The 18,054-nt window shown below is 66.9% G+C and carries 16 protein-coding genes and 1 other RNA gene; all 17 read right to left on the reverse strand.

The genetic code is table 11. The features are described 5' to 3' along the window. A partial coding sequence (dnaX, locus tag D1643_RS00835; RefSeq protein WP_236643272.1) for a DNA polymerase III subunit gamma/tau occupies positions 1 to 1,503 on the reverse strand: 1,503 nt, incomplete at its 3' end. 3 nt (positions 1,504 to 1,506) lie between these two features. After that, positions 1,507 to 2,487: a VTT domain-containing protein gene (locus D1643_RS00840; protein WP_236643273.1), complete on the reverse strand. Its 981-nt coding sequence runs from the start codon at positions 2,485 to 2,487 to the stop codon at positions 1,507 to 1,509. A gap of 25 nt (positions 2,488 to 2,512) precedes the next feature. Continuing rightward, positions 2,513 to 2,606, reverse strand: an RNA gene (ffs, locus tag D1643_RS00845) — signal recognition particle sRNA small type. Positions 2,607 to 3,019: 413 nt separating this feature from the next. Further along, complete coding sequence (gene fdhD / locus D1643_RS00850; RefSeq protein ID WP_160707688.1) at positions 3,020 to 3,832, reverse strand: formate dehydrogenase accessory sulfurtransferase FdhD; 813 nt, start codon at positions 3,830 to 3,832, stop codon at positions 3,020 to 3,022. A gap of 191 nt (positions 3,833 to 4,023) precedes the next feature. Continuing rightward, on the reverse strand, positions 4,024 to 4,851 hold the full coding sequence (locus D1643_RS00855; protein WP_201750890.1) for a formate/nitrite transporter family protein: 828 nt from the start codon (positions 4,849 to 4,851) through the stop codon (positions 4,024 to 4,026). A 24-nt stretch (positions 4,852 to 4,875) separates the two neighbouring features. Beyond that, positions 4,876 to 5,418, reverse strand: coding sequence for a hydrogenase maturation peptidase HycI (hycI, locus tag D1643_RS00860; protein ID WP_370520237.1), 543 nt, complete (start codon positions 5,416 to 5,418; stop codon positions 4,876 to 4,878). Then, positions 5,415 to 5,969 (reverse strand): formate hydrogenlyase maturation HycH family protein, encoded by a 555-nt coding sequence (locus D1643_RS00865; protein ID WP_160707689.1) that lies wholly within the window; start codon positions 5,967 to 5,969, stop codon positions 5,415 to 5,417. The genes hycI and D1643_RS00865 overlap by 4 nt, the downstream gene beginning before the upstream one ends. After that, a complete protein-coding gene (locus D1643_RS00870) occupies positions 5,966 to 6,748 on the reverse strand; it encodes an NADH-quinone oxidoreductase subunit B family protein (RefSeq protein ID WP_160707690.1) in 783 nt (260 codons plus the stop codon). The genes D1643_RS00865 and D1643_RS00870 overlap by 4 nt, the downstream gene beginning before the upstream one ends. After that, positions 6,745 to 7,287: a formate hydrogenlyase complex iron-sulfur subunit gene (locus D1643_RS00875; protein WP_160707692.1), complete on the reverse strand. Its 543-nt coding sequence runs from the start codon at positions 7,285 to 7,287 to the stop codon at positions 6,745 to 6,747. The genes D1643_RS00870 and D1643_RS00875 overlap by 4 nt, the downstream gene beginning before the upstream one ends. 3 nt (positions 7,288 to 7,290) lie before the next feature. Next, on the reverse strand, positions 7,291 to 9,027 hold the full coding sequence (locus D1643_RS00880) for an NADH-quinone oxidoreductase subunit C (RefSeq protein WP_160707694.1): 1,737 nt from the start codon (positions 9,025 to 9,027) through the stop codon (positions 7,291 to 7,293). Further along, entirely contained in the window at positions 9,027 to 10,604 is a 1,578-nt protein-coding gene (locus D1643_RS00885) for a hydrogenase 4 subunit F (RefSeq protein WP_160707696.1), read from the reverse strand. The genes D1643_RS00880 and D1643_RS00885 overlap by 1 nt, the downstream gene beginning before the upstream one ends. 3 nt (positions 10,605 to 10,607) lie before the next feature. Further along, entirely contained in the window at positions 10,608 to 11,264 is a 657-nt protein-coding gene (hyfE, locus tag D1643_RS00890) for a hydrogenase 4 membrane subunit (RefSeq protein WP_160707698.1), read from the reverse strand. A 12-nt stretch (positions 11,265 to 11,276) separates the two neighbouring features. Then, positions 11,277 to 12,203, reverse strand: a complete 927-nt coding sequence (locus tag D1643_RS00895) for a respiratory chain complex I subunit 1 family protein (RefSeq protein WP_160707700.1) — start codon at positions 12,201 to 12,203, stop codon at positions 11,277 to 11,279. 9 nt (positions 12,204 to 12,212) lie between these two features. Continuing rightward, complete coding sequence (gene hyfB, locus D1643_RS00900; protein ID WP_160707702.1) at positions 12,213 to 14,315, reverse strand: hydrogenase 4 subunit B; 2,103 nt, start codon at positions 14,313 to 14,315, stop codon at positions 12,213 to 12,215. Next, positions 14,316 to 14,909, reverse strand: coding sequence for a 4Fe-4S dicluster domain-containing protein (locus D1643_RS00905; RefSeq protein WP_160707704.1), 594 nt, complete (start codon positions 14,907 to 14,909; stop codon positions 14,316 to 14,318). Between the two features lie 41 nt (positions 14,910 to 14,950). Beyond that, entirely contained in the window at positions 14,951 to 17,140 is a 2,190-nt protein-coding gene (gene fdhF, locus D1643_RS00910) for a formate dehydrogenase subunit alpha (RefSeq protein WP_160707706.1), read from the reverse strand. Positions 17,141 to 17,171: 31 nt separating this feature from the next. Further along, positions 17,172 to 17,708, reverse strand: a complete 537-nt coding sequence (locus D1643_RS00915; protein ID WP_160707708.1) for a 4Fe-4S dicluster domain-containing protein — start codon at positions 17,706 to 17,708, stop codon at positions 17,172 to 17,174. Positions 17,709 to 18,054 lie beyond the last annotated feature (346 nt).

Genomic DNA, 18,054 nt, shown 5'->3' on the forward strand with positions numbered 1-18,054 from the left:
AGCCTGACCCGCGACCTGCGTGCCAGCCGCAGCACCCGCACCTGCGGTCGGCACGCCATTGGCAGCGCCCGCCACGCCCGCCACCGCGGCCTGCGCGCCCGCTCCGGCCGCCTCCGCACCCGACGCGCCCTGGGCGGCTGGAGCGCCATCCGCGTGCGCTTCACGTGAAACACACGCAGCGGCCCCTTCCCCGGCCCCGCCCTGCACGCCCGGGCCCGTGGCACCAGCCACCGCGGCCCCCACGACCTGGGCGGCTCCCGCACCCGTGGCGCCACCCGCCACCGGGGCCCCCGCAACCTGCACGCCAGCCGCACTCGACACGCCCGCCGCAGCCGGCACGCTCACCACATGGGCCACCGCCGAGTACCCCGACTCGAGCGCTTCCACGCGCTCGGCCAGAGCAGCCAGGGTCAGGTCGGAATCCGGGCGCACCATGCGCGTGAGCGCGATCTCGAAGGACAGCCGCGGGTTCGTCGACGTCTTCAGATCCGCCGACAGGTCGCCCAGCACCGAGAGCAGGCGCGCCAGGCGGTCAGGCCCGAACAGCGGCAGCTCCTCAGTCAGCTCGCGACGCGTGCTCTCGCTCACATCGAGCGCCACGTCCGCGCCGGCCAGGCTCATCACGTACATGTTGCGGATGTGCTCGGCAAAGTCGCGCGTGAACTGCGCCAGGTCAGCACCCGTCTCCACGTACTCGGCCGTCCAGCGGAAGCACGCGGCCACATCGCGCGTGCCTACGAAACGCACGATCTCGGCCAGGTCGCTCACGTCGAGCGACCCCAGCATGCGCTCAGCCACCTCCATGGTGACCTTCCCCTCGCCGAACGCGATGAGCTGCTCAAGTGAGGTAAGCGCGTTACGCATCCCGCCTTCCGCCCGATGCGCGATGAGGTCGAGCGCCTCGCCCTCGAATTCCACGCCCTCGGCCACGCAGATGGCACCAAGACGCGACACGATGGACTCGCTCGAGATGCGGCGGAAGTCGAAGCGCTGGCAACGCGAGTGAATGGTCTCGGGAACCTTCTGGGGATCGGTGGTCGCCAGGATGAACACCACGTGGCTCGGCGGCTCCTCGAGCGTCTTCAGCAGCGCGTTGAACGCCGCCGTCGAGAGCATGTGAACCTCGTCGATGATATAGATCTTATAGCGCCCGCGAGTGGGAGCGAACGACACGCGCCCGATGATCTCCTCGCGCACGTTCTCGACGCCGGTGCGCGACGCGGCGTCAAGCTCGTAGACATCGGGATGCTCGCCAGCGGCGATCATCTCGCAGTCGGCGCAGGTGCCGTCCGGCTCCGCCGTGGGGCCGTGCTCGCAGAGAAGCGCCTTGGCCAGCAGGCGCGCAGTGGTGGTCTTGCCCGTGCCACGCGGCCCCGTGAACAGGTACGCGTGACTCACCTTGTCCTGGTCGATGGCGTTCTTGATGGTGCGCTCGATGTGCTCCTGCCCGACGACGTCCTCGAAGATCTGCGGGCGGTACTTGCGATACAGCGCCTCGGCCATGGCCTACGCCTCCTTGTCCTCGCGGCGCGCCGGCTCGGCGGCCGTGTCATCGTCCGGCACGTCAGCGAGGCGCGTAACCCCCGCCGCAGCGCTCGCCTCGCCAAGGAAGCCCTCCCCTGCCGCCAGCTCAGAAGCGTCGTCACGCGCGCCACCGGCCTCGGCGCGAGCCGCTCGCTCCGCCTCCTCGGCAGCCCGGCGCTCGGCCGCCACCGCCTCGCGCGCCTGCTCCTTGGCCTCGGCCTCGGCCCGGCGCACCTTCTCACGCACCAGCTCGCGCTCGTACTCCGCGTCGCTCACGCGCTCCTCGGCTGCGGCCACCGGATCGCCCGCCTTCGCCCGACGCGCGCTCAGAGCAGCCTTCACGGCGCCGATCACCGCCGGCGCCACGGACACGGCCACGATGCCCAGCACGATCACCTCGAAGTGCTCCTGCACGAGCGGCACGCCGCCGAAGAAGTACCCCACCAGCACGAACAGGCTCACCCACGAGATGCCGCCCAAACAGTTAAACAGCGTGAACTTCCCGAAGTTCATGTGCCCGGTGCCAGCGATAAAGGGAGCGAACGTGCGGAAGAACGGCATGAAGCGCGTGATGACGATGGTCAGACCGCCGTAGCGGTCGAAGAAGTGGTCGAGCTTGGCCATGCGCTCGGGCGTGAGCGCCTTCACCTTGCCCGAGTCGATGATGCGCGTGCCGAAGAACCGCGCGATCCAGTAGTTGGAGGTGTTGCCCAAGATGGCCGCCACCCAGAACACGACGAGCGTCGCCCACAGGTTGAGCCCGCCGCCGTCAGCCGAGAACACGCCCGCCGCGAACAGCAGCGAGTCGCCCGGCAGAAACGGGAAGAACACGAGCCCCGTCTCGATGAACACGATGAGGAACAGCGGCGTGTACACCCACACCGGCCCCAACGCGATGATCCAGGCGGCGATGAACCCGCGCGGGTCTTTCAGCAGGTTGACGAAGAACTCGATGATTCCCATGGAGGCGCCTTTCATAGAAAAGTGCCCCGAATAGGCATGGGCGCTCGTCAGCGGTCCCTTATGGCTGCTTCCTTCCGGACCTGACCAGGTTCGGAACATGGCGCCGCCCATACCCATTCGAGGCACTCGAACTTGTAACGTCCAAGTATAGGGGAACCCGCCGCGCTGCGCACCTGCGCCGCCGGGCACGAACCAAAAGTCCACAGCCTGCGTCGCCACGAGGCCGCCCACGCGGCGTCCGGCAAGGGGCGGACGCTGAGTCGTCCGCCCCGCAACTACACGCGCCGAGAACACTCGTGCAGTCTTTTCACGCAAAGTGGCCAAAAAAGACGAGTTGACGACAGAAATCGGGAGATCCCCACGCCCGGGAGGCCCTCGGGCGCCGCATGAAACGCTCCCGGCCAACAGCGACCTGGGGTTTTGCCCGTCCACCGGCCAGGGGTGCCAGGAATGCCGTCGTCAAGTCGTCTTTTTTGGCCACTTTGCGGCTGCGGAGAGCACGCGCCGCCCTCGGAAGCAACGCGACCCAGAATCAAACGGCGGCGCAGCCGAGGGGGTCGTGGTAGACCACGGCCGAGTCCGGGCGCGCCTGACACACGAGAGTAAGGCCGAACTCGCGAGCCAACCGGACGGTCTCGTCGGTGGGAACCGCCTTGGTGGCCAGCAGCGGAATGCCAGCGCGAATGGCCTTCATCACCATGTCCACCGGCAAACGACCGCTCGAGAACACGAGAGCCTGCCGCAGGTCGATCTCCTGGCGCAGGGCCGCGCCCACCACTTTGTCAAAGGCGTTGTGACGTCCGAGATCCTCCCGGCAGACCAGAAGATCGCCGCCCACCATGAGATAGCAGCTGTGGGTGCCGGTGGTGGCCCGGTGCAGGGGGGAATCATCCGCGAACACCCGAGCCGCGCCGAACACCCAGGACGGATTCCACTCGATGGGCTCCACCGGCCGCGGCGGGGCGTCGGTGGTGAAGTAGCGGTTGTAGACCCGGTTGCCCGTGCAGCATGAGGGCACCGTCTCCACGCCGCGTCGCGAGAAGTCGCCGCGACAGCAGCCGAGGGTCACCCGTGCGCGAGTGCCCTGCTCGCACAGGTACACCTCATCCACCTCGTCGATGCCGGCGATGATGCCCTCGGTATAGAGCCGCCCGATGACGAGGTCGGTTAGGTGCGCGGGGGTGCAGACGAGTCGCAGGGTGGGCACCGTGTTGACCGCCACGTCCAGGGCGTGCTCCACCAGCACGACCCTCTCCGCCGCCGTTGCCCGACCGTCAGGGCGCAGCAGCGCAGCCGAGCTCTCTGCTACCACCTCGCCCCCTCGGTAGCGATCGATCACCCTCATGGCCTTGCTCCTCCCCTGCCGCCCACGAGGGGCGGCGCCTCAATCCCCGCAGCAGCCGATCCTGCCCGCCGGACCCGCAAGAAAAGCACCGCGACGCCCGCAGGGCTCGTACGTCACTCGCCGAGCGCGCTCGCCCAGACAGGCGCCGCACCGCCCGCAGCACCCGCCGGCGCCGCGTCCCATCCGTCGCGCTAGTCGCGCTTGCGGTAGGCGAACCAGTAGGCCATGCCCACCACCAGGCCGCCGACGATATTGCCGAGCGTCGCCAGCACCAGGTTGTAGGCGATGCCGCCCAAGGTGATGGCCCCAGCGGCCCCCACGCCACCCAGGGTGTTGAGCACCAGCCCCATGGGCAGGAAGAACATATTCGCCACGCAGTGCTCGAAACCGCAGGCCACGAAGGCGGAAATGGGCAGCAGCAGCCCGATGACCTTGTCGGCCACCGACTTGCCGCCAAAGCCAATCCACACAGCCAGGCACACGAGCACGTTGCACAGGATGGCCTTGAAGAACAGCGCGACCGGATCGAGCGCCACCTTCCCCGCCGCCACCGACACGAAGGTCTCGCCCACGGCACCGCCGTTCATCCCCTGGAGATTGCTCAGGTAGATGACGGCCATAGCCAGCAGCGAGCCGACCAGATTGCCCACCCACACAACACCCCAGTTGCGAAAGACGCCCGACCACGGGATGCGGCCAGAGGCCTTGGCGCACAGCATGAGCACGTTACCCGTGAACAGCTCGGCGCCACAGCAGAGCACCAGGGTGAGACCGAGGCAAAAGCAGACGCCTCCCACCAGGCGCTGGACGGCAAAGGGAATGGTGGGATCGCCCAGGAAGGTGCAGAAGAGCATACCGCCGAAGCCGATGAAGGCGCCGGCCAGCATAGCTGCCACGAAGCAACGCGCCGGAGGCATCGATGCCTTGGTGACGCCGACGGCCTCGGCCTTGGCCTCAATGGCTGCCGGGGCCAGGGCCTCCGGGCTCACGGTGATCAGATCCTCTTTCTCGATTGGCATTGGTTATCTCTCCTCTCCATTTGATTACAGGCTCATCAGGGGATAGCAGCCGAAGTCTGCTCCGGCGGCTATGACGGCATGGAGCTCATCGACAGCGGCCAGCACCGGCTCGCTCACCGGGTCGAAGAACGCGGTGCCCGCCGGCTGAATGCCGAGGAACGTCACCTCGTCGCTCATCTCCTCCAACTGCCCCAGAAGGTAGGTGATGGGCAGCGTGTGGGTGGTGATGAGCGACTGGACGGCAACGTCCTGGGCGCTGAGGCGACGGACGGCACCGGGCTCGAGGCCCATGGCCGCCGCATCTACCAGAAGCAGGCGCCGAGGCGCCAGGCGACGCAGATAGCCCAGGTCGTTCTCGGGGGTCTGGCCCCCGTCCACCGCTATCCAGCCATCCACCGGCTCCTCCTCAAGCCGGCGGGCCAGCAGCGGGCCGGCAGCGTCATCGCCCCGCAAAACGCTGCCCACGCAGAACGCGACGCAACGGCCACGACCCCCCTCCTCGGCAGCCGCCAGGATGGCCGCGGCGCTCGAGCTCGGTGGCGAGGGCTCCCACCCCGGGGCGCTCACGAGACCCTCCGACCCATGGCGTAGACTTGGGGCTCGCACTGCACCTCGTCGAGCAGGCGCAGGAACTCATCGAGCCACGCTGGCGCATCGAGCGCCGTCACCGCGCGCGTCGACCCCTCGGCGCCCCCAGCGCCCACCGCGGCCTCGACCCCCGCGCCGCCCGCAGTCGCGAGCGCCGCGAGCACGGCCGGCTTCAACAAGCCCACGTGCTCCTTCTTCAGCTCAATCTCGCCGAATCGCTTGATGCCTGCCAACTTATCGCGGGCCTCTCCGGGCTCTAAAGCCTCGAGAACGGCGTCGAACACCTCGCACGAGGAGGCCAGCCGCGGCTCCAAGCAGTCGATGACGCCCGTGTGGTGCCCGATGGCCAGGGTGTAGTACAGCACCGAGCGCGCCTCCTCGGGAATAGAGCGCTCATCATCGACGAACTTACGCCCCAGCCGGTAGAACACCACGTCTCGGGCCGTTCGCCTGTCAGTGGCGTGGGCCGCCGTCGGACGGACGGCCGCCGAGGCGCTCATGGCAGCGTCCCCGCTCTCCCCCGCCGTCATTCCTGCACGACCTTACTGAGAAGCAGGGCCTTCAGATCCATGTAAACCGCCTTCTTGCGCAGGTCGGCCTCGCCCTCGATCAGCCGGTCGGCCGCCGCCAGGGCGTCGGAGCGATCCTTCATGAGGGCCATCATGAACTCGTCCACGATCTGCTTGCCGTAGTAGTAGCCGCTCATGAGCCGCGCCTCGCGCTCGAAGGCGGTGCGCACCTTGTAGGGTATGAGCGGGAAGGCTACCGGCGCCTGCTCGCCTGCGGGCGCTACGTGATGGCTCGCGTGAAGCTTCTGGTCGAGCAGACCCAGGGTCACGGCGAAGCCGTAGATGGTAGCCGGCGGCGACGGCGGGCAGCCGGGCACGTACACGTCCACCGGCAGAATGGGGTCGGTACCGCCCCACACGCAGTAGTTGTCATGGAAGATGCCGCCGGTGCACCCACAGGCCCCGTACGACATGACGATCTTCGGATCAGGAGCGGCATGGTAGGCCCGCAGCGCCGGCTCGCGCATCGCGCGGGTCATGGCCCCGGTGTAGAGCAGCACATCAGCGTGGCGAGGCGACGGCACTACCTTGATGCCGAAGCGCTCAGCGTCGAACACTGCGGTGATAGTGGAGAAAATCTCGATCTCGCAGCCGTTGCAGCCGCCGCAGTCCACGCGGTAGACGTAGACCGAGCGCTTGATGGACTCGAGGAGCCTCTTCTTGGCCTCGGCCACCGAGGCGTCCAGCTGGACGGGGTCGGGCTGCCACTGCAGCCGAGCCGGGAAGTCGTTCTCGATCATCGGGCTCCTCCTTCCTCCGAGGCCACGCGGGCCTGGCGCTGAAACGCGAGGGCGTCGTCGCGTCGGCGGCAGGCCAGGCACAGCGACACCGCATCGGCGTCGGCTGCGGCCGGGCCGCCCACCGACTCGAGCACCCGCCGCGCATAGTCGACCTCCTTGGCCGCGGCGTAGGGCTTCCCGCAGCAGCTGCAGCGGGCTACCGGGTAGGCGCAGGACTCGCGCAGATCGGCCTTGTCACGCACGGCCAGCTCGAACTCGGTGGTCAGCACGATGGCGTAGAGGGGGCACACCTCCTGGCAGCGGCCGCAGAAGATGCAGCGGCCGTAGCTGATGTCCCAGGTGATGTACTCCTGCTCGTCATCGAGGTCCATGGTGATGGCGTTGGCCGGACACGCGATGGCGCAGGCGCCGCAGGCGATGCACAGCCGCTCCTTGTGCTCGGGCTTGCCGCGGAACCCCGCCGGCATCTCAAGCGGCTGGAAGGGGTAGCCGATGGTGGCGTCCCCTGCCTTCCGTATCTCCTTGAACAGCTCGAACATGGCCTAGGCCCCCTTTCCCGCCAGCGGGGAGTGGGTGCGGCGCCAGCAGTACGACTCAAGCTGCTGCTTGGTGAGCACCGTCTCCGTCTTCTTCTTCACGTCCACCACGGTCACGCGGTCGGTGCACGAGTAGCACGGGTCCATCGACCCCACGATGATGGCGGCATCGGCCACGGTGTTCCCGCGGAACATGTAGCGCAGGATGGGCCAGTTGGAGTAGGTGGCCGCCTTGGCCCGCCAGCGGTAGCACTTCTGGTTGTCGCCCACCTGGGCCCAGTGCATGTCCTCGCCGCGCGGGGCCTCCGTGTAGCCGAGGGCGTACTTGTGCGGCGTGTAGCGCCAGCCCGTGGCCTGGATGGGACCGCCGGGGGCACCGTCGAGCAGCTGCTCGATCATGGTGAGCGAGTCCATGAACTCCTCCACGCGCACGAGGGTGCGGCTCTGCACGTCACAGCCGTCGTGGCTGCGGGCCTTGAGGCCCGTGAGGTACCGGTAGCCGTCGAAGGGGTGGTCGAAGCGCACGTCACGGGCAAAGCCGCTACCGCGCACGCACGGCCCCACGGGGCTGTAGTCGCGGGCGATAGCCGGATCAAGCCGTCCAACGCCGGCCGTGCGCGACTCGAAGTTCGCCGTGGACATGAGCATGTCCACGAGCGCCTCCACATCCGAGCGGAGCTCCCGCACAAAAGCGATGGTGGCGAGCTTCTGCTCATCGAGGATGTCACGACGCACGCCGCCGATGAGGTTGAGCCCGTAGGTCTTGCGGGCGCCGGTCAGCAGCACCGCTAGGTCCATGGCCTTCTCGCGCACGCGGAAGAAGTGCTGGAAGCCGGTGTCGAAGCCGCAGTAGTGGCACACGAGCCCGAGGTTGAGCAGGTGGGAGTGAAGGCGCTCCACCTCCAGCAGGATGGTGCGGATGTACTGGGCGCGCACGGGCACCTCGATGCCCTGGGCGTTCTCCACCGCCTCGGCATAGGCCACCGAGTGAGCGTTGCCGCAGATGCCGCAGATGCGATCGGCCAGGAAGGTGACCGCATCGTAGTTCAGGCGGCTCTCGGCCACCTTCTCCATGCCCCGGTGCACGTAGAACAGCCGGTAGTCGGCATCGACGATCTCCTCGCCCTCAACGAATAGGCGGAAATGCCCTGGCTCGTCGGAGGTAATGTGGAGCGGACCCATGGGGACCCCCGTGACCTCCTCGGCCTGCCCCTCATAGAGAAACTCGTAGTTCTCCACGTCAGTGACGGGCTCCGGGCGTCGCCGGTAGTCCATGGAATCCTTGCGCAGGGGGAACAACCCGCTCGGCCAGTCGTCAGGCAGAACGAGGCGCCGCTCGTCAGGCAGGCCCTGGGCCCGCAGGCCGAACAAGTCGTAGGCCTCACGCTCGCTCCACACGCAGGCGGGCACGCGCGGGGTAACCGAGGGGTATTCCATGGAGTGGGGGTCTATCTCGGTGCGGACGGTGACGAAGCCCGGATCGGCCTCTTCCATCGACAGCAGGTAGTACAGGGCATAGCGGCCGTTGAGGGGGCGCTCGTCATTGGCAACCATATTGGGCAGCCAGCCGCCGCGACCATAGTAGAGAAACTCCACCACATCGGGCAGCATGTCCTTGGGAACCGTGATGGTCACCTGGTCGGACGCCTGCCACGCGGCATCCAGCACGGCACCGGGGAAGGCGTCCCTCACCGCCTGCACATGGGTCTCGCCCGAGCGCAGGGCCGCGTTCTTCTTAGTCATCACAGAAGCACCTCCTCGGGCTTCGCGGGATCATCGGCCAGCGCTGCGAGGGCGTCGTCAAACAGGCTGGCGCCTTCGCAGGCAGACTCGCAGTTCATCACGATGGCGGTAGCGTCCTCGATGCTGCTCGCCAGCGGGCCAGGCAGCGCCACGCCGAGCATGACCACGAGCGCCAGCAGCACCGCTTCGGGCACGAGCGCAAGCACGCCCACATCTCCGCGGGAGACGCCCTCGGGAACCCGGCCCAGGCACGAGCCGGCTATCATGCGCACGAGCGCCATGATGACCACGACGAGCGCCGCCAGCACGAGCACCACGGCCCACCAGCAGTCCGCCGCCACGCCGGCCAGGATCATGGCCATCTCGCTCACGAACAGGGCGAAGGGCGGAAACCCCGCCAACGCCAGGCAGCCAGCCACGAACAGCACGCCCGTGACCGGAGCCGCCTTGAGCAGGCCGCCGATGCGTCCCAGGTCACGCGTGTGGTACTTCATCATGACATTGCCGGCCAGGCAGAACATAAGCGCCTTGGTGAGGCCGTGGGCCACGCAATGCACAAGCGCGGCGATGATGCCGAGCGGGCCGCCAAGGCCCAGGCACACCGCGATGAGCCCGACGTTCTCGCACGAGCTGTAGGCCAGCTTGCGCTTGAGGTCGCCCTGACGGTACACCTCGAAGGCAGCGTAGGCCACCGACAGCACGCCGAGGATCATCATCACCATCTGGGGAAAGTCCGGCCCCACATTGGCTGCCGTCAGGATATAGAAGCGCAGCACAATGAGGATGGCGCACTTGAGCAGCACGCCCGAAAGCAGCGCCGAGACGGGGCTCGGGGCCTCGGAGTGAGCGTCGGGCAACCAGGTGTGCATGGGGAACAGGCCCGCCTTGGTGCCAAAGCCGATGGCCGCGAACACGAAGGCGATCATCATGAGCGAAGGATCGAGCAGAGACGCGTTGGGCAGGATGGCCGTCCAGAACACGGCCTGATGCGCATCGGCCATGACGTCGGCGGCGTTGGCGTAGACGAGCAACGTGCCGAACAGACCGAAGGCCACGCCCGCCGTACACACGATGACGTACTTCCAAGCCGCCTCCAGGGCCAGCTTGGTGCGATAGACCCCCACGAGGAACACCGTGGAGAGGGTGGTAGCCTCCACCGACACCCACATCATGATGATGTTGTTCGACGTAACAGCCAAGATCATCGAAAACACGAAGAGGCTGAAGAAGGCGTAGTACTGCTTCACCTGAGAGGGCCCGAGCCTGCCGTCGGCCACGTCGTGGGCCACGTAGGGCAGCGAGTAGACGCCGGTGCACGGAGCGATAACGGCGATGAGCCCGAGGAACAGGGCCGACAGGCCGTCGAGGTGAAACCATCCCCCCAAGGCGAACACGTCCGCCCCGAAAAAGACCGACGCCACCAGGGCAAGGCCCGCCACGGCGACCCCGGCCAGGGAGACCAGGTGGATGGCCGCGTAGATGCCCTGCGGAACGCTGCGGGACGGCAGCACCGCGATGAGAAGCGCCGCCGCCAGGGGGCATCCCAGCATGATGATGAGCAATGTTGAGTAGTCCATGGCTTATCCCTTCAGCTCGCAGAGGTCATCGGCGTCAAGGGTGTGGGCATAGCGCGCCATGCGAACCACGAGCACCGCCAGGATGATCACCGCGAAGATGGCGTCGGTGGCCACCCCGATCTCCACCAGCTCGGGAGCCTCAGGCGCCAGAAGCGCCAGAGAGACGTGCGAGCCGTTCTCCATCAGGCAGTACCCGAAGATCTGCTTGAAGATGGAGCGCTGGGTGACGATGCAGGTGAGCCCGATGAAGAAATGCGCCAGCGACACGGCCAAGGTGGGCTTGACCTCAGCAGCCGTGAGCAGGTCGATGCCCGACACGGCCACGAAGCAGACGAACACCTCCACAGCCACCAGCGCCACCGACTTCATGGGGTTGAGCTTGGGCGGCAGGTCGGCCTGGGCGTCGTCGCCGATCTTCTTGAGGGCATACAGGAGGATGGCGGGCACGAGCACCACCTTAGTCGCGAAGGCCGTGGCCGACCAGGTGAACAGCTCCCCCGACCCCGTGACAAAACCAAGGGACGCGAGCACGCCCACGAGCACGAGGGACTGAAGGGAGTAGAGCCAGGCCGCGGTGCGCCCCGCGCGGGCGAGCACCACCATCATCGACGTGATGATGAGGCAGGCCCCGAGGACGTTGACGAGCGGGTAACCGAACATGACATCACCACCTTAGATTCCGATGACGAGGAACACGAGAGACAGCGACGCTATCCCCACGACGAACCAGGTGTAGCGGCCGAGCAGCTTGTAGCGCACGCGCATGACCGAGTTCTCGATGACCGCCGCCACCAACAGCACGGCAGCCAGCTTGACCAGGTAGGTCACCAGGCCCAGCAGAAGATCGGCCGGAGCGAGCGAGGCAGCGGCGCCGAAGGGCAGGAAGATGGCCACGAACAGGCTGGCCACCACGAGCTGCTTCACGGACACGCCCAGCTTCAGCATGGCCAGAGACGGCCCCGAGTAGGCCGCCAGCGGCCCTTCCTGGATCTCCTGCTCGGCCTCGGCCAGGTCGAAGGGCAGCTTGCCCATCTCGATGTAGCAGGCCATGGCGCACGCCACGCCAGCCACCACCACGGCCACCGCCGGGTATGCGCTCAGGGTTCCCACGGCTTCCGCCATGACGCCCACATTAGTCGAGCCCACCGCCAGCGCCATCACGAACAGCACGAGCATGAGAGAGGGCTCCACCAGCACGCCGACGAGCAGCTCGCGAATGCCGCCGATGGAGGGGTAGGCGGCACCGGAGTCGATGGACGCCAGGCTGAACAGGAAGCGCGGCAACGCCATGAGGTAGAGGATGGTGATGATGTCTCCGAGCAGCGGAACGGGGCAGGCCTGCATGATGAGGGGCAGCCCCGCGGCAAGGAGGGCCATAGTGCCCAGGTACACAGCCGGCATGGCGCGAGACACAAGCCCGCTCGGCCCCTCGCGCACCTCGCAGCGGCGCCAGAGCTTAGCCAGGTCGTAGTAGTCTTGCAGGACGCTCGCGCCCGTCCGGGAGTGCATCCGCGCGCGAATCTTGCGGGCGATACCCGACACGAGAGGCGCGAGGGCTACGAGGAGGACGGCCTGGAGCACAGCGATGATGACAGTCATGGCGTCCCCCTATCGAACCAGGATGATGAGCGCGAGGAAGAACACGAGCGCTCCGACGATATAGACGATGTAGGTGCGGAAGTCCCCGCTCTCCAGCCGGCTGAACCAGCGGCCGACCGACGCGACGGCCGAGAGCACCGAGGTCGACAGCGCCGAAGGCGCCTCCTCGGCCGGGGCTATGCCATGGCGCAGATCGCGCTCGTAGCGCGAGGAGCCCTCGGCGCCAGCGCCGGCCGCGGCCGGCGCGGCAGACGCGGGGGCGTCCTCAGGCGAGCTGAGAGCGCGCTCCAAGAGGCGCGCCACCGCCTGACCCGCGCGGTTGACCGCATGTCGAATGCCGTAGAGCGGCCCCATGAAGGCGCGCACGTTGGCACCCACCGTAGAGGCGAGCACCTCCATCGACAGATCGGGCTCGTAGCCGCACTGCCAAGGCGCCGGGTCCTCCTTGAAGCCGGCGCGGCGGTTGGCCGCGTTGCGCACGAGGGCGCACGCGCCAATGACCGCGGCCATGAGCACCGCCAGGATGAGGGGCGACACCACCGATGCGGTGCCGAGGGACACAAGCTCGAGCCCCGCGGTCGCCGGCAGCTCCGGCGCCAGGGTAAGGGACGCGCCAATGGCGCTCACCACCGGGGTCACGGCAACAGCCCCCAGGCCCAGCGCCACGCAGGCAATGGTGAGCAGCACCATGGCGGCGGTCATGGGAGCCGGCGACTCATGGGCGTCGGCCGCCGCCTGGGAGCGGGGCGCAGCGAGGAACGTAACACCGAAGGCCTTCACGAAGCAGGTCACCGCCAGCGCGCCGGTGATGGCCAAGGCCACCACGGCGAAGGCGAAGACGATGCGCAGGAACAGGTCGCCCTCCATGGCCGCCCCGATGAGCCCCTGGTAGGTGAACCACTCGGACACGAAGCCGTTGAGCGGCGGAATGGCCGAGATGGCAAGCGAGCCTACCAGGAAGCACGCAGCCGTCCACGGCATGAGCCGCGCCAGGCCGCCGAGCACCTCCATGTTGCGAGTGCCGGTGGCGTGCAGCACGCTGCCAGCGCCAAGGAACAGCAGGCCTTTGAACATAGCGTGGTTGACCAGGTGGTAAAGTCCGGCCAACAGTCCGATGCCCGCCACCCAGGGAAGCCCCGCGGCCCAACCGTAGATGCCGGTGCCCACGCCGAGCAGGATGATGCCGATGTTCTCCACCGAGTGGTAAGCCAGCAGGCTCTTCAGGTCATGCTCGCCCAAGGCGTACACCACGCCAAGCACCGACGACGCCGCGCCGATGACGATGACGAGCACGCCCCAGCCCACCTGGCCGCCCGTGGCGCCCAGCAGGTCGAAGCACACCTTGAGCATGCCGAAGATCCCGATCTTGATCATGCCGCCCGACATGAGGGCCGACACGTTCGACGGTGCCGCGGGATGGGCCTGGGGCAGCCAGGAGTGGAACGGCACCATGCCCGCCTTGGCCCCGAACCCGAAGAAGGCGAGCACGAAGGCGATGGTGGCAGTAGCCGGCGCGAAGGCGCAGGTGCGGTAGTCCATGAACTCAAGCGAGCCGGCAGACACGGCCATGGTGAAGAACGACAGCGCGATCATCAGGAACCCGATGTGGGCCATCACCAGATAAAGGAAGCCGCCGCGTAGTGACTTCTCCGTCTGGTCGATGATGACGAGCACGTAGGATGTGAGCGACATCAGCTCGAAGAACACGAGAAACCAAAACGCATTGTCTACCAGGATGACAAGGTCCATGGAAGCGATGAACAGGTTCATGAAGAACCCGATGACGCCAATGCCCTTGTCATAGTACTCGTCAAAGTAGGACAGGCCGTAGAGCCATGCGGCGAAGGCCAGCACGGCGATGACGGCCACCAGCAGTCCCGCGAGCGGATTCAGCAGGAGCGTGAAGTCGGTAAAGGGCATAGGGCCCGGCAGGCTCACGTACACGGCGGGCCCGAACAGCGCCATGATGCCGCCAGCGGCGCCGGCCACGGCTGCGGCCATGCCACCGACGCAGGCCACCGTCTTCGACGCCGCCCGCGCCTTCCCCAGGATGAGGGAGGCCACGGCGGTCACGCAGGAGAGCCCCAGCGAGAGCACGATAAGTTCAAGCATTTAGGGCCTCCTCAGGTTCGTCGAGCGGTTCATCATGATCTGGTTCGCGGCAGCCGCGGCCCTCATCTTCTCCTTGCGGATGCCGGTGAGGGCGGTGACGTCGCGCACGTAAAGCGCGTTGGTGGGGCAGGCGCGCACGCAGTGCGGGCCGCCCTCGGGGTCGTAGGTGGAGCACAGGTCGCACTTGACGGCGCACGTGTACACGCCGATGCTCCACGCAAGAAGGGGCGAGACGCCCCTCGGCTGGGTAGGCGTGGGAAACGACAAGCCGGCGACGCCTGCCGTGGACGTGCCTGAGGGGTGGATGGCCCCGAAGGGGCACACCACCGCGCAGAGCTTGCAGCCTATGCAGGTCTGCTCGTCCACGACGATGGCCACGTCGGTGCGCGTGATGGCATCAACGGGGCATACGGCGAGGCAGGGCGCCCCCTCGCACTGATGGCAGGTGACCGCAGCGGTCACCTGCGGGGTGAACGTCAGCGCGAGGCGGGGCTCCGCCTGCAGCCCGGCCTTTCGGTGGCCTTCGCTGCAGGCGGCTTGGCACGTTCCGCACCCGATGCACCTATCCGGCTCGATGGCGATGAAGGTGTTCATTGGCAATCCCATCAATGATGTAGTCGGTTGGCGGATACCCCTTACTCGGCGCCCTCGCAGGTAGGCTCGACGTGCTGGGCGGCAGCCGTCTCGGCCAGATCCTCCTTGAGCTGGCTGTAGAGCTCCTGCAGGTGGCGCTCCGCCCACTTCTGGTCGGGCAGGGCCTCTACCTGGCAGGCGGAGAACTTGTCCTCCGGCGTGCGGGAGCGGTCGTCCACGTGATGCAGGGTGAGGTTGTTGCACTTGCCAATCCACCACTGGTAGGTCATGTAGACCGTGCCCGCGTTCACGCGCTCGTCGATGACCGCGCGGCTCATGGTCTCGCCGCGACGCGACCAGGCCCGCACGAGCTCGCCGTCACGGATGCCTCGCTCCTTGGCGTCATCGGGGTGGATGCGCAGCTCACCCGGCTCGTCGGCCAGCAGGGCCAGCACCTTGCAGTTGCCCGTCATCGAGCGACAGGAGTAGTGGCCCACCTCGCGCACCGTGCACAGGATGAGCGGGAACTCCTCGTCGGGCATCTCAGTGGGATCGCGGTAGTCGTGGGCCACCAGGTGCGCCTTGCCCTCCGGCGTGGTGAACTTCCCGCCGAGGAACAGATCCGGCGTGCCGGGGTGGTCGAGCGTGGGAATGGGCCACTGGGCGTGCCCCGTACCCGCCATCTTCTCGTAGGTGGCGCCGTAGGCAGCCGGCCACAAGGCGCGGCACTCCTCGTCCCAGATCTGCTGGGCGTTCTCCCAGTGCATGTCGTAGCCCATGCGCTCAGCGAGCTCGCTGAATATCTGCCAGTCGTGCTTGCACTCGCCCTTCGGCGGCACCGCCTGGCTGAAGTACTGGAAGGTGCGGTCGCAGGCCGTGAAGACGCCCTCATGCTCGCCCCAGCTCGTGGCCGGCAGCACCACGTCGGCCATGGCCGCGGTCTGGGTCATAAAGATGTCCTGGCACACGAACAAGTCGAGCTTCTCAAGCATCTTGGTAAGATGCGGCACATCCGGCTCGGTTTGGACGGGATCCTCGCCGAAGTTATAGAAGGCGCGAATCTTGCCCTCTTCGATGAGCTTCGGCAGATCGGAAACCTTGTAGCCCACATGATCCGACAGCGCCTCCACCGGCACGTTCCAGTGGTCGGCGAACTTCTGGCGGATATCCGGGTCGGTGACCTTCTGATAGCCGGGGAAGTAGTTGGGCAGCGCCCCCATGTCGCAGGCACCTTGGACGTTGTTCTGGCCGCGTACCGGCGCCACGCCCGAATTGGGCTTGCCTATCTGGCCGCTGACGCAGGCGATGGCGGCGCAGGCGTGCACGGCTTCCACGTTCTGGAGGTGCTGGCAGACGCCCATGCCCCAGCACAGGATGGAGGACGGCTCGGCGGTAGCGTACATGCGGGCAGCCTCGCGGAGCAGCTGCGGGTCGACGCCCGTGATCTCCTGAGTGTTTTCCGGCGTGTACTCCTTGATGGTGTCCCACCACTCGTCGAAGCCGAGGGTGTGCTCCTTGACGAATTCCTCGTCCACCAAGCCTTCGGTAACGATGACGTTGGCAAACGCGTTCAGGAAGGCGATGTTGCTGCCGTTCTTAAGCGGCAGGTAGATGTCGGCGATGCGCGCTGTCTCGATGACGCGCGGGTCGGCGACGATGATCTTCGCGCCCTTCTCCTTCGCCTTGACGATGCGGCGGGAGACGATGGGGTGCGAGGCGCTCGGGTTGTACCCGAACAGGAACAAGCAGCCTGCGTCCTCCATGCCGGGGACGCCGCAGCTCATGGAACCAGCTCCGAGGGTGTCAATCAGACCGACGACAGTGGGGCCGTGTCAAGTTCGGGCGCAGTTGTCTATGTTGTTCGTACCGAGACAGGCGCGCGTGAAACGCTGCATGGCCAGGTTCGACTCGTTGCCGGTGCCGCGGGAAGACCCCGTGGTCATGATGGCGTCGGGGCCGTACTTCTCCTTGATCTCCATCAGCTTGGAAGCCGTGAAGTCCAGGGCTTCGTCCCAGGTGACGCGCTCGAGCTTCCCGCCCTTCTCGCGACGCAGCATCGGATGGTACAGGCGCGGCGTGAGGATCTTCGTGTCGTTCACGAAATCATAGCCGCACATGCCTTTCAGGCACAGCTCGCCTTGGTTGGTCAGGCCATCCAGGCCCTCCGAGCCGACGATCTGGTCGTTCTCTACCAGCAGGTTCAGCTTGCAGCCTGCCCCGCAGTACGGGCAGACGGCCATGTGCTTCTCCATCAGGCTCTCCTCTCTTTCCTCGGTTATCGTCCTAGTTCAACGGCACGCTCGAGAAGCTCGCGTGCGCCTCGGCGGCCGCCCGGCGCTTCTCACGCTGGCGGCGTTCAAGCTCCTCCTCATCCACAAGCAGCAGACCACCGGTGGGGCAGGCAGCCACGCAGGCAGGGCCGCCCTCGCGGTCGACGCACAGGTCGCACTTGATGATGGCGGCTCGGGGGGTGGTGGCCAGGCGCAGCCCGCCAAGCAGGGCCGAGCCCTCCTCGGTCACTATCTCCACCGCCCCGTAGGGACATGCCAGCACGCAGCTGCGACAGCCGATGCATCGCTCTTGGCGGATGGCCACGCGCCCCTCGTCCTGATACAAGGCGCCCTGGGGGCATGCTGCGGCACAGGGGGCATCGGCGCAGTGGTGGCACACGATAGGCGCCGACACTGACAGCGTGGTGATCAAGTTGAGCCGCGGACGCGGCACGTCCCCGGGGACGCTGTGCTTCAGCACGCAGCCAGCCATGCAGGTCTGGCAGCCGATGCACAGGCCCGGGTCGGCGACGACGAACTTTGAGCCCATGATCCCTCCTTCTCGTAGATTGCGCTTCCTATCTCACGACCAGCACGGCCGATGGCGCCAAGGCAGCGACAAGCCAGGAGGGCATGGCTTCGCCCTCGCGCGGATCGTCACGTTGGTGGGTTGGGTTGTAGGATTCCTCGACGGGACAGGGACGGCGAGGCGCCCTGCAGGGGTTGGCGGAGCATCTCGTCGTGGACGTTATAACCCCGGCCGAAAAGGTTGGCAAGTACCCTCTTTTCGCCGCCCGCGCTGCAGGGGACAGCTCGGCTGCGCGGGATGATTCATAAGGCGTGTTACAATCGTACTACATGGATTTAGATTGACCTGGGTATTCAGTGACGACAAT

It is taken from the genome of Enterorhabdus sp. P55 (genome assembly GCF_009911695.1).
Lineage (GTDB): Bacteria > Actinomycetota > Coriobacteriia > Coriobacteriales > Eggerthellaceae > Enterorhabdus.